The organism is Labilibaculum antarcticum (genome assembly GCF_002356295.1).
GTDB lineage: Bacteria > Bacteroidota > Bacteroidia > Bacteroidales > Marinifilaceae > Labilibaculum > Labilibaculum antarcticum.
Genome location: NZ_AP018042.1, coordinates 1,671,993 through 1,685,220, shown reverse-complemented (window position 1 = coordinate 1,685,220; position 13,228 = coordinate 1,671,993). Strand labels below are relative to the sequence as shown.

The 13,228-nt window shown below is 36.4% G+C and carries 11 protein-coding genes; 5 read left to right on the top strand and 6 right to left on the bottom strand.

Annotated elements, in window-relative coordinates; translation table 11 throughout:
• Positions 1-32 precede the first annotated feature (32 nt).
• Together ALGA_RS06515 and ALGA_RS06510 are read left to right on the top strand one after the other, a co-directional pair.
• The gene (locus tag ALGA_RS06515) at positions 33-2,636 is read left to right on the top strand and encodes a DNA gyrase/topoisomerase IV subunit A (RefSeq protein WP_096428560.1); all 2,604 of its coding nucleotides are present in this window, start codon (positions 33-35) and stop codon (positions 2,634-2,636) included.
• Positions 2,637-2,663: 27 nt separating this feature from the next.
• Positions 2,664-3,176: a shikimate kinase gene (locus tag ALGA_RS06510; RefSeq protein ID WP_096428559.1), complete on the top strand. Its 513-nt coding sequence runs from the start codon at positions 2,664-2,666 to the stop codon at positions 3,174-3,176.
• Here the strand turns inward: ALGA_RS06510 and hxpB are convergent.
• Entirely contained in the window at positions 3,163-3,816 is a 654-nt protein-coding gene (gene hxpB, locus ALGA_RS06505) for a hexitol phosphatase HxpB (RefSeq protein ID WP_096428558.1), read from the bottom strand. The two genes, ALGA_RS06510 and hxpB, sit on opposite strands and share 14 nt — an antisense overlap.
• Positions 3,817-3,988: 172 nt before the next feature.
• Here hxpB and ALGA_RS06500 point away from each other — a divergent pair, with 172 nt between their 5' ends.
• The 3 genes from ALGA_RS06500 to ALGA_RS06490 are packed head-to-tail and all read left to right on the top strand — an operon-like array spanning position 3,989 to position 7,169.
• The gene (locus tag ALGA_RS06500) at positions 3,989-4,918 is read left to right on the top strand and encodes an ATP-binding cassette domain-containing protein (RefSeq protein WP_096428557.1); all 930 of its coding nucleotides are present in this window, start codon (positions 3,989-3,991) and stop codon (positions 4,916-4,918) included.
• A gap of 6 nt (positions 4,919-4,924) precedes the next feature.
• Positions 4,925-5,644: an ABC transporter permease subunit gene (locus tag ALGA_RS06495; protein ID WP_096428556.1), complete on the top strand. Its 720-nt coding sequence runs from the start codon at positions 4,925-4,927 to the stop codon at positions 5,642-5,644.
• Between the two features lie 10 nt (positions 5,645-5,654).
• On the top strand, positions 5,655-7,169 hold the full coding sequence (locus tag ALGA_RS06490) for a GldG family protein (protein ID WP_096428555.1): 1,515 nt from the start codon (positions 5,655-5,657) through the stop codon (positions 7,167-7,169).
• Between the two features lie 368 nt (positions 7,170-7,537).
• Here ALGA_RS06490 and ALGA_RS06485 read toward each other — a convergent pair whose 3' ends face one another.
• From ALGA_RS06485 to ALGA_RS06465, 5 genes are all read right to left on the bottom strand, one after another.
• Positions 7,538-9,238, bottom strand: coding sequence for a lytic transglycosylase domain-containing protein (locus ALGA_RS06485; protein ID WP_096428554.1), 1,701 nt, complete (start codon positions 9,236-9,238; stop codon positions 7,538-7,540).
• A gap of 10 nt (positions 9,239-9,248) precedes the next feature.
• Entirely contained in the window at positions 9,249-9,902 is a 654-nt protein-coding gene (locus ALGA_RS06480) for a DUF5683 domain-containing protein (protein ID WP_096428553.1), read from the bottom strand.
• 29 nt (positions 9,903-9,931) lie between these two features.
• A complete protein-coding gene (locus ALGA_RS06475; RefSeq protein WP_096428552.1) occupies positions 9,932-10,810 on the bottom strand; it encodes a ParB/RepB/Spo0J family partition protein in 879 nt (292 codons plus the stop codon).
• A 15-nt stretch (positions 10,811-10,825) separates the two neighbouring features.
• Complete coding sequence (locus tag ALGA_RS06470) at positions 10,826-11,629, bottom strand: ParA family protein (protein WP_096428551.1); 804 nt, start codon at positions 11,627-11,629, stop codon at positions 10,826-10,828.
• Positions 11,630-11,842: 213 nt separating this feature from the next.
• A complete protein-coding gene (locus tag ALGA_RS06465; protein ID WP_197705718.1) occupies positions 11,843-12,844 on the bottom strand; it encodes a bifunctional heptose 7-phosphate kinase/heptose 1-phosphate adenyltransferase in 1,002 nt (333 codons plus the stop codon).
• Positions 12,845-13,228: the final 384 nt, after the last annotated feature.

Below are 13,228 nucleotides of genomic sequence, written 5' to 3'. Positions count from 1 at the left end.
AAATTAAGAATAAAATAAACCGAAATACCTCTATGAGTAACGACGAGACAAACGGTATGGAAATCCCGGAGGAAATGGAAGATAAAGTGAATGGAGTTCCTTCTGAAACTTTGAGGAATGTAGTCTACCTTTCCGGGATGTATCAAAATTGGTTTCTGGATTATGCATCCTATGTGATTTTAGAGCGAGCTGTACCTTACTTGAATGATGGGTTGAAACCTGTTCAGCGTAGGATATTACACGCCATGAAGCAGTTGGACGACGGACGATACAATAAGGTTGCCAATATTATTGGTAATACTATGCAGTATCATCCTCATGGAGATGCATCTATTGGAGATGCTCTTGTTCAGCTCGGACAAAAAGAGCTGTTGATAGATATGCAGGGAAACTGGGGAAATATCTTAACTGGTGATTCCTCTGCAGCGCCTCGTTATATTGAGGCCAGACTATCAAAATTTGCTTTGGAGGTTCTTTTCAATCCAAAAACAACGAATTGGAAACAATCTTACGATGGTCGAAATAAGGAACCAATCACTCTTCCTGTAAAGTTTCCTCTTTTATTAGCTCAGGGAGTTGAGGGTATTGCTGTTGGATTGGCATCAAAAATACTACCGCATAATTTCAATGAATTAATTGATGCTTGTGTAGCTTATTTACAAGGAGAAGAATTTCAACTTTATCCGGATTTCCCTACTGCAGGTATGGTAGAGGTTAGCCGTTACAACGACGGCTTACGGGGTGGAACTGTTAAAGTAAGAGCAAGAATTGAGAAGTTTGATAACCGAACCTTAAAGATTACTGAAATTCCTTTTGGGAAAACAACATCAACTTTAATAGAGTCCATTATCAAGGCAAATGATAAAGGGAAAATTAAGATTAAAAAGATTGATGACAATACCGCTGCTGATGTTGAAATATTGATTCATTTAGCGAGTGGTATTTCTTCAGATAAAACCATAGATGCTCTTTATGCATTCACCGATTGTGAAACATCTATTTCACCGAATGCCTGTATTGTTGAAAACGACAAGCCAAAATTCATTGGTGTTGCTGAAATTCTGCGTCGTGCTGCCGATAATACGGTTGGATTGCTGAAATTGGAGCTTGAAATTCGAAAAAAAGAACTTGAAGAGGCGTGGCATTATGCATCCTTGGAGCGAATCTTTATCGAAAATCGAATTTATCGTGATATTGAGGAGTGTGAAACCTGGGAGGCCGTTGTTAGTACTATCGATGAGGGATTAAAGCCTTACACTGAGAATTTGATGCGTGCTGTTACCCGAGATGATGTTGTTCGATTAACAGAAATTAAAATAAAGAGAATTTCTAAATTTGATATTGACAAAGCCAAAGATTTTATTCAGGCGATAGAGGATGAAATTGCAGAAATTATAGTGCATCTTGCGAATATCATTCCATTTACAATCAGGTACTTTAAGGCCATAAAGAAAAAGTATGGCAAAGGTCGTGAGAGAAAAACAGAGATTAGAAATTTTGAAAATATTGTAGCAACTAAGGTGGTTGTTGCGAATGAGAAGCTATATGTAAATCGGGAAGAAGGTTTCATTGGTACCGCCCTGAGAAAAGATGAGTATTTGTGCGATTGTTCCGATATCGATGATGTTATTATTATCAGAAAAGATGGAACATATTTGGTGACGAAAGTTGCCGATAAATCTTTTGTGGGTAAGAACTTACTTCATATTGCAGTGTTCCGTAAAAACGATAAACGAACTATTTACAATGTTGCTTACCGTGATGGGAAATCAGGAAGTAATTACGTAAAACGTTTTTCAGTTACAAGTATTACAAGAGATAAGGAATACAATATTACGAAAGAAACAGGTGGCTCCCGAATATTGTATTTTAGTGCCAATCCGAATGGAGAGGCTGAAGTGATTCGAGTTGTTTTAAAGCCAAAAGCACGTTTGAAGAAAACTGTTTTTGAATTCAATTTTGCGGAATTAGCAGTAAAAGGCCGTGCTTCCATGGGTAATATTCTTACTCGTAACGATGTGCACAAGATCACGCTGAAGCAGGAAGGTGTTTCTACTCTAGGAGGTCGTAAAATTTGGTTTGATACAGATGTATTGCGTTTGAATACAGATCACAGAGGTGATTTTATTGGCGAATTTTCTGGTGATGATCGAATACTTGTAGTTTCAAGACCTGCATCGTTTCATTTCACCAGTTTTGATTTAAGCAATCATTATTCCAATAGCATAAGTGTTATTGAGAAGTATGATATGGATAAGATCTGGTCGGCAGTATTTTTTGATGCAGATCAGAAATTCTATTATATGAAGCGTTTTATCATGGAAGGAAATGGCAAAGAAGTGAACTTTTTGGGTGAGAATCCGGAAAATAAACTGATTTGTTTGACCGACGAGCAATACCCAAGATTTGAAATTGCTTACGGTGGTAAAAACGAAGATAGGCCAAATGAAATTGTGGATGGAGAAGAATTTATCGCTGTAAAATCATATAAGGCGAGAGGGAAAAGATTATCCATCTATGACATTTCAAAAGTAAAAGAAATTGAAGCGCTGCCACGTGAACAAGATGCTGATATGGATGGTCAGGATGTTATAGACGATGATTTGGCAGAGGATACTGAAAATAGTCAAGAATAATTTTCTTTCGTATTTTAAAGTTTAACAATGAAGATTTTTCTGATTGGATATATGGGATGTGGGAAATCACTCTGGGGTAAGATTGTTGCTGAGCATTATGGCTTTCGGTTTATCGATCTGGATACCCTTATTGAAGAAAGGGAGAAGTTAAGTGTTCCTGAAATTTTTGCGAAATACGATGAATTGGGTTTTCGCGAACGGGAGCATGAGGCATTGCAATCAATTTCTGATGCGGGAAATTTTATCGTAGCAACTGGTGGTGGAGCTCCCTGTTTCAATAAGAATATGGAGGAAATGAACCGACGGGGAACTACATTATTCATAGAATGTAGTCCGCAATTGCTTCGCGACCGAATTACTGAGTCAGATACGGAGCGTCCTTTAGTGAAGAATTTTTCTCAGGAGGAACTATTGAATTACATTGTTAGTCACCTGCAGCACAGAATCCCTTTTTACGAGCAATCACATTATAAATTGGTGTCTGGGAATTTAGAATTGGATGATTTTACCGCAATTCTAGATCCTGTTATAAATTCGTGAATTGAACAATTTCAAAATCGTTTAAGCTATCCAGAACCTTATTCGAAATTATAAATTTGTTCCGGTTAAAAGCATTTTTTTCAGGTACTGCGATGCATTTCATTCCGGCAGCAAGGGCTGATATTACGCCATTTAAAGAGTCCTCAAAAACAACACATTCCGAAGGGTGGATACCAAGCATATCAGCAGTGCTAATAAAAACTTGCGGATGAGGTTTTCCATATTTTTCAAATTCGGCAGAATGAATAACTTCAAAATACTCGCGTAGTTGTAATTTATCCAATACCGCAGAAATAATCTTCATTCTCGAAGATGAGGCAAGTCCGATTTTAAAAGATGCTTTTTTAAGATCCTTTAAAGTTTTAGTTACACCGGCTAAACACTCACCTTGTTCCAATACTAATCGAATAACATTTTCAACAATATCTTCCGCAACCTTTTCCTTCGAAACATGATTCCAGGGTGTCATTTTATACATGCCTTCAACGACCTCATCTATTCTCTTACCCATGAACTGTTCAAACATTTTTTTGTTTACATCAAGTCCAAGGGAATTGAACACCTTTGCTTCGCTCTCTTGCCAGAATGGTTCGGAATTTATCAAAAGACCATCCATATCAAAAATTACTGCTTTAATCATAGTTCTGTTGTGACTTTAAGGCATAAAAGTACCTATTTTCATTAAAATGATAAGGGATTCACAAAATAGCATAAGACTATTAACTGTTAATAATTGTTAAATCATGGATAGGTCAGTTAGATAGGTAAGCTTTTTTCTAAATTTGCTAGAAAGCAAACAGATTTTCTCGTATATGGATATTGTAGTGGAACATTTAACCAAAAGATATGGTCCTCAAAAGGCTGTAGACAATGTGTCTTTTCGTGTAAAAGCTGGCGAGGTACTAGGTTTTCTTGGTCCTAACGGAGCTGGGAAAACGACTACAATGAAGGCAATTGCTTGTTTTATTAAACCTGAAGAAGGAGATATATTGGTTGGAGGTTACTCTATTCACGAGCACCCCGAAATCATTAAGAAAAATATTGGATACCTGGCTGAAAATAATCCATTGTATCAGGAAATGAATATTATTGATTTTTTGGAGTTTATTGCTAAAATTCACGGGATACCAAAATATTTAATTCCTGAACGGATTTTGGATATGATACGAACGTGTGGATTGGAGGGAGAAAAACACAAATTGATAGGGGAGCTTTCCAAAGGTTATCAACAAAGAGTTGGATTGGCTCAGGCTTTAATCCATGATCCGGATATTTTAATTCTCGATGAACCAACAACAGGACTTGACCCAAATCAAATTGTGGAGATTCGGGAACTAATAAAACGAATTGGCAAGGAGAAAACAGTTATCTTAAGTTCACATATATTGGCAGAGGTGGAGGCTACCTGCGATCGGATTTTGATCATTAACAATGGTCGGATTGTGGTAGATGGAACAGCTGCTGAATTAAGAAAACAGGCTCAAGGAAATGAAATATTGAAATTAGGTGTGCAAGGAGGCTCTGTAGATGATATTTTTGAGCATCTATTCGAGATTGAAACAATTGATTCTATTGATTTGCTTGATGTTGAGAAACAATTGTTCGAGATTCAATCTTTACCCGACACCTCCTCTGTTAAAGCAATATTTGATTCTTGTGTTCGAAATAATTATTACATCACCGAGTTGACTCCAACAGAAACAAAATTGGAGGATATATTCAGGGATTTAACCCTTCATTAGATCTTTATGAAGCAAATTATACACATTGCCAGCCGAGAGCTAAGTACCTTTTTTGATTCACTAACAGCCTATGTACTGATTGTGATTTTTTTAGGCTTTAGTGGGTTCTTTACATGGGTTTATGGGGCCGACATCTTTTTTGTCGGACAAGCTAACCTGAATACATTTTTCATGGTGGCTTATTGGAGTTTATTCATTTTTATTCCTGCACTTACGATGAAGTCGATTGCCGGAGAATTAAAAGCAGGAACCCTTGAGCTCCTTCTTACAAAACCTGTGAGCGATTGGCAGTTAATTCTGGGAAAGTTTCTGTCCACTTTGCTTTTAATTGTGATTGCCCTGGCTCCAACAGTTATTTATTATTTTACATTGTGGGCAATTGGTCCGGTTGATCATTCTGCAATTTTATTGGGATATGTGGGTTTATTGTTGATGAGTATGGTTTATATTAGCATTGGATTACTTACATCTTGTATTGCTTCAAATCCGATCATAGCATCATTAACAGCATTGTCAATTGGTATTTTCTTTCATATAATTTTTGATGTTCTGGCAGCAAATTTTGTGGGATTCTTAGGGAGTTTTTTCAGTTACATGAGCCTTTCAACTCATTTTGAATCAATATCCAGAGGCGTTGTGGATACAAAAGATCTGATTTATTTCTTATCAATTGTGTTTTTCTGCCTTTTTACGTCAAAAATGATACTGTCAAATCGCAACCTATAAATCCTGATTCATGGCTAAAAGAAAGAATTTAATATATACTAGTATAGTTGTCGCAGGGATTTTAATAATCTTGAATTTTATTTCTTCCATTTTTTTCTTCCGAGCAGATTTTACTGAAGATAAGAGATATACATTGGATCGTTCAACTAAACGTATTCTGCGTGAGGTTGAATTGCCAATTATTATGACTTTGTATGTGTCTGAGAATTTGCCTCCTGATGTTAATAGAACTGTTCAAGACCTAAAAAATCTTCTTACAGAATATAATAATTACAGTAAGAGAAAAATTGATTTTGAGTTTGTAAATCCAAATGCGAATGAAGAATTTGAGCAGGAAGCAATTGAAGCAGGAATCAATCCCGTTCCTCTCGAAGTGCGGGAAAAAGATCAAATTAAAGTGCAAAGAGTATTTCTGGGCATGTCTATCCAAGTAGGAGATAAATCTGAAATTATACCTTTAATTAAGCCTGGTATTGTGATGGAATATACACTATCAACTTTAATTAAGAGACTTACTATTAAAGATAAGCCTAAAATTGGTTACATAACAGGACACGGTGAACCTTCACTGGATAAGTTGGGGCAGGCCATGACAGAATTGTCTGTTTTATACGATGTAGAGCCAATTCATTTGCTAGCTGAACCTAATCTGTCTGATTATAAATCTTTGCTTCTTATTGGCCCTATGGCGACTATTTCTGGCTCACAATTAAGACGCTTGGATGCATACTTGGCTGAAGGAGGTAACTTGTTTATTGCCATTGAACGTGTGAATGGAATGTTGAATGATGGTATTGGAGTGACGGTGAATACTGGTTTAGAGGTTTGGCTTCAAACAAAAGGCTTGTATGTCGACGACTCCTTTATTGTGGATAAGAAATGTGGAACAGTAACTGTACAGCAACAAGGATATTTTTCCTATCCTCAGCAAATTAATTTCCCTTTTCTGCCCGTTGTGTCAAAATTTGCAGACCATACCATTACTGATGGAATTGAAACGGTTGTATTTCAATTTGCAAGTCCAATAAGTTTTACGGGTGATAGTACCTTAAATTATCAGCCACTTGCTTTCACGTCTGATATTTCGGGTAAATTATCAGCACCCATTAGTTTTAATATTGGCCGAGTTTGGCGGGCACAAGATTTTCTTCACCCAAATTTAACTGTCGCAGCTGCGATTAGTGGAAATATGGGAGGAGAGAAGGAAGCTCGTATTTGTATTGTGGGTGATGGGAATTTTATTGTAAATGGTTACGGGGCAAGTAAAATCGCTATCCAGAGGGATAATATTAATTTTTTAGCAAACGCGGTGGATTGGCTTAGCGATGATACTGGATTGATGTCCTTGAGAACAAAGGGCGTTTCGTCACGTCCTTTAAGCGAAATTACCGATGGCAGGGTATTTTTCTTGAAATACCTTAATTTTTTACTTCCATTAGTGTCGGTAATTGCCTACGGTTTATTTCGATTTGAACGCAGAAGAAGTAAACGAACTAAAAGAATGAAGCCTGGTTTTATTAAGTAGGAATTGTGAAAGAGAGAGGTTTTATCCCGGCTTCTGGCAATTCCGGGAAAGAATTAACCAGAAGCTTATTAGCATATCAATAAATCGGGATAAATAAATCAAGTCAAGCTTGATGTTATTTATTGAAAGCAATTTAATTATATATTTCTTACTGATCAAAATTATTTGATTAACAAAAGGTTATTTGTTGTCTTGAATTAGTCGTCCGTCAGTAAAATCAGGATGTACAACACATTTCGCTACTGTTATTTAAATAGAATAAAAATAAAATAATTTTAAATTGTTAATAAAATTGAATCGATTGGTCATAAAAGCACAAAAAAAAACGAGGCAATTGCCCCGTTTTTTTTATCTGCTTATGTGATTTTTTAGCTTTTGGGTTTAATTCTTAATTTTTGTCCTACTTTCAAGCTTCCATCATCTTTAATATTATTGATTTTCATGATGTCGGAGTTCGAAATTCCAGGAAATTTTTTAGCAATAGTCCAAAAATTGTCACCTCTTTTAACCGTGTAGTACAAGTAAGATCCATTACTGGCAGTTGTCGGAGTTGATTTCGTACTTGACTGGGTTGGTGTAACTGTTTTCCCTACTGTTGCTTGTTTCTGGGTGTAATTCATTGTGTTGAAACTATCATAGTAGGAGTCTTTTCCTTTAGGAACATATATTACTAGTTTCTGACCGACCTTAATCAAGTTTCTTCTTACATTATTCCAGTATCGAAGTTCTGATGTTCTCACGTGAAACCATGAAGCAATAAGACCAATAGCATCACCCGATCTTACTTTGTAGTAGACCTTAGCTTTATTTTTAGGTGTAACATGAGCAAACTTTTGGTAGCGATCATGCGGATTTACCACCTTGTCTTTCATGCTAAAATAATACTCCTTTTTGTACGCAAAAATAGAGTCTTGATTGTCAATAAATCTAGCCGTATACTCTATGGGAATTTTTAATGCATAGCCATCTTTATTTGTAGGAATAATATCTACTCTGTATTGAGGATTTAATTCTCGTAATTGTTCTTTCGGAATGTTAATTACATTTGCAACCTGATCAAAGTGAAGTTGTTCACTAATTAGCAGTGTGTCGCAGGCAACAGGCAAATTAGATGGTTGTGGAAATAGCTGATGCTCTTCGTGATAATTAAAAGTGTAAAGAGCTGCTATAAATGCTGGTACATATCCTCTTGTTTCTCTAGGTAGGTGATAGTAAATGTCCCAGTAATTTTTCTTGCCACCACTTCGTCTAATTGCTTTATTTACATTCCCAGGTCCACAGTTGTAGGCGGCAATTACCAGTTGCCAATTCCCGTAAACCCGGTACATGTCCTTCAAGTATTTTACGGCAGCATAACTGGCTTTTACAGGATCTCTTCGTTCATCTACGAAAGTGTTAACGTCTAACTTATACATTTTGCCTGTAGGATACATGAATTGCCATAAACCACTTGCTCCAGCTCTTGACAGAGCTTTTGGATTTAATGCAGATTCGATAATTGGCAAGTATTTTAATTCTTGAGGCAGTCCTTCTCTATCAAGAATTTCTTCGAAAATAGGGAAGTAGTATTCCGACAGACCCATCATCATTTCTACCTGATTTCTTCTTCTTTTTGAGTATAGTTCAATGTAGTTTCGAACAATTTTATTATACGATAAATCGATTAAAGAAGGGATTTGTTCCAATCGTTTAATGTAAATCGAATCAGGAATTCTTTCTGTTTGAACCTGAATTGGGGCCTGATTGTATGTTCTTGTTTTAACGGTGTGTTTTGCATACCAAGAGTAAACTAAACTATCCAGATTATCCGAGAATGTTTTGTTGATATCATCATCTAAATCGTATCGAACATCAACTTCATTTACTTTTAAAAAAGCCAAAGAGTCTTTTTCAACTTCCACAATTGCATTATTATCTGCTACTGCGACTGTGTCAATTGCCGAAAGAGTAACTTGTTCAATTACCGTTTCCGGATTTGAAATTTGTTCTGAATTGGTCTGCTTGGTTGTACTGCAAGCGAATGTTGTCCCCAGAAAAATAAGGGGTAAAATATATTTGTTTTTTTTCATGCTTGTTTAGTTAAAAGGTTATTTGGCATCTAAGGCCGAGAGAGTTGCCTGAAAAGGCCGAATAGCTAACTGCTGGTTCTACCCGAATAGTCAGGTCATCGTTCACATTAAAATTGGAAAAATGTGCATCCACAGCAGCGTCAACTATATTTAGTACGTAAACTCCGACCAAAATGATATAGGTAAGATCACGATCGTGCTTATAGGAGTCTTTTCCATTTTGAAAAACGGTCTCGTAATAAGTATCATCAGATTGGCTTGTGGTCTCAAAATCTACAGTTTTAAAGAGGTCCTCATAACTCTTAGAAGTTGGTTCTTCAAGTGTAGATCCTTCTGGTCGATATTTCCAATCAGTGTACAAAGAGAGATCCTGATATGCAGACTTATATTTTTTATAATTCTTCGTATTCCAGTTAATTGCGTAAACATCCAGAGCGATTCCTAAATATAAGATAGGAATCTTCCAATACTTTTTGTTGTAAGCCTGACCTAAACCAGGAAACATTAAAGAGTACATGCTTGCTTTATGTGCAGAGCGAACTTTAACATTCGATTCAACAGATACTGTATCAGCTACTATTCGCTGAGAGAGTGCATTTTTACTTCCTCCAAGCAAAATAAGAGAGATCAGCCCAAGGAAAATAACCAGGCGCAAATTATTCAATGTTTAATTTTTTTAAAGTTTCAGCTAACTTATGATTTCATTTGATCCAATACCGCAAGGATACGTTCTAAATCATCATCAGATTTAAACGGAATAATGATTTTTCCTTTGCCGTTTTTGGTGCGTTTAAGATCAACTTTTGCACTAAAATGATCGGCTAAGTGATCTTTTAAAGATTCGTACTCTTTAGGAAGCGATACAGCTTTTTCGGGAGCCGGTTTTTCTTCCGTTTTTTTGTTGAAATTACGAACCAATTCTTCCACTTTTCGAACTGAAAAATCATTTTCAACGGTTACTTGAAAAATTTCAAGTTGAGTTCTTGGATCGTCAACATTGACCAATGCCCTCGCATGGCCCATAAGTAGTTTCTTCTCGCGAATTCCTTTTTGGATTTCAGCAGGTAGTCTAAGTAGTCGTAAATAGTTGGAGATGGTAGAGCGTTTTTTACCAACACGGTCAGACAAACTTTCCTGTGTTAGCTTGCACTCATCAATTAATCTTTGGTAACTAATGGCAACCTCGATGGAATCAAGATCCTCGCGTTGGATGTTTTCAACCAATGCAAGTTCCAGCATTTTATCATCTTCAGCCATTCGAACGTAAGCAGGAATCCTGGTTAGTCCGGCAATTTTTGCTGCACGTAAACGTCTTTCCCCGGCGATTAGCTGGTAGGAGTTACTATGAATTTTCCGAACCGTGATCGGCTGAACAATTCCTAATTCTTTAATAGATTGGGCCAATTCATTTAACGATTCCTCATCAAATTTCGTTCTTGGTTGATAGGGATTTGATTCAATTTTGGTGATCTCGATTTCGTTACTCAAATCTTTTTCAGGTCTCACCTGAACCTCATCTATATCATTAATTAGGGCTCCTAATCCTCTTCCTAATGCGCTTTTCTTTGCCATCTTACCGTATCAATATTAATCGCTAGTGAGTTTTGCTTTGACACCTGATTTTGTCAGGTTATTATTTTTCAATAATTCACGAGCCATGTTTAAGTAATTAATTGCTCCAGCTGAATCTGCATCGTAAAGAATTGCAGGTTTTCCATAACTTGGAGCTTCACCTAATTTCGTATTGCGTTGAATTATTGTTTCGAAAACCATATCCTGAAAGTGCTTTTTAACTTCACTAACAACCTGATTTGATAATCGCAAACGGCTATCGTACATTGTTAAAAGAAATCCTTCAATTTCCAATTCAGGATTTAAACGATTCTGAATGATTTTAATTGTGTTCAGAAGTTTACCTAAACCTTCTAGTGCAAAATATTCACACTGAACAGGAATAATAATTGAATCGGCTGCCGTTAATGCATTCACAGTAATTAAACCGAGTGAAGGCGAACAATCAATTAGAATAAAATCATAATCAGGACTCAATTGCTCAAGAACTTTCTTTAAGATTTGTTCACGATTTGAAAGATTCAACATCTCAATCTCAGCACCTACCAAGTCTATATGGGAAGGAAGAATATCAAATCCTTCAATCTCACTATGTAGAATCGCTTCTTTGGGTTCTATTCCATCAACAATACATTCGTAAATGCTTTTTTCGATGTTTCGAACATCAAAGCCTATGCCTGAGGTGGAATTTGCTTGAGGATCTGCATCAACAATCAAAACCTTATACTCCAAAACAGCAAGACTTGAAGCAAGATTTATTGCTGAAGTGGTTTTCCCAACCCCTCCTTTTTGGTTTGCCAGAGCAATTATTTTAGCCATAAATAGTTCTAGTTACAAGGTTTTATTTTTTTATAATGATCTTGTTCCAAAGATACTATTTTAAAGCACATTTAAAATTTTGAGGCTATCTAAAATAGTAACAAAGACAAGTGAATTATCAACATATTTATTGTTGATAAGATAAATCCCGAGGAAATTAAAACTCCCTAAGGATAAGGGTTTTTCATAATTAGTAGATCGCTTGATCAATATTTAAAGCTTGTCGACGATCTTACTGCTTTCGGCTAAAAGTTGATCCTTGTCGATTGGAACAACTACCGGAATTTCGCAAACAATTCCTCCGGCCAGATTCGATATCGCCGCAATTCCTCGTGCATTCATACCAGCCGCCAAACACAAAGTTGCAACACTAATTACAGTGTCCCCAGCTCCTGAAACATCAGCAATTTGTCTAACTACGGCAGGAATATGTTCATATGTTTTTTCGTTGCTGATAAAAACGCCCAACTCAGATAAGGTGATGAAGAGTTTTTTAATGCCCATTTCGTTCTGAAACTTTTTGGCTTCAACAAATAATCCCTGAATATCTCCTTTTTCAAGAAGAAGATTGGAACCTTCTACAAATTCTTTGAAATTCGGCTTGAAGAGACTTACGTTTTTATAGTCGCTGTAATGACGTTTTTTAGGATCGACAGCTACGGGAATTTCTCTTTTATTAGCAAGATTGGTGATCTCCTCAATCAGATTTTTGGTGATTACACCTTTGTCGTAATCTTCAAAAATAATCGCATGAATCTCATGTTTATCAATTACACTTTTAATGTGATTGATGAACTCAGTCTCTATTTCATCCGCCAATTCATGTGTGTCTTCTTCATCAACTCGAATAAGATGTTGATTATCGCTAATAAAACGGGTTTTTACGGTTGTTCTGCGTTTGTTGCTAACAACGATACCATAGTGTTCCTCTTGTATCTCTGTTAGGAGATTTAGGAATTCTTTGCCTTTGTCATCGTCTCCAATTACGGAACAAAGAATCGGTTTTGCACCTAATGATTTGATATTTAAAGCCACATTTGCCGCTCCGCCTAATCTGCTTTCGCGCCTAACGCAAGAAACTATTGGTACCGGTGCTTCTGGTGATATTCGATCTACTTTACCCCAAACATAAGCGTCGACCATAACGTCGCCGATAATCAATACATTTAATTTGGAGAAGGATTCAAAGATTTGTTCTAATTCAATTATATTCACTATTTCTTGATTTTTGAATTATGAAAGCAAAGATAAACAAATTCGTGTGTTCGCGAATTTTTAGTACATCCCTTATGTATTTTTAACACTTTTAAAAAACGTACGAGCCCTGTGAAATTGGTTGAGAAGCCAGATGTTCCTATCATTCGGGAAATAGGGCCGGTAGTGAAGTGAAAGATTTGGTTCATGATGCAATTTGTGACGGCTTTGGAGTAAAACGCTTTGTGTTTGCATGAAAAAGCGTATGTTTCGGTGTATTTTACATCGCTAGTGCAGTAAAAAGCTACGTTAAGTCACCAGATAGCATTTTATGCGTAGCTAATAGCATCGAAGTGGTAGTAAAAAGAATCTCGTTCGTAGCTAATAGCATTGAGTAGGTATCAA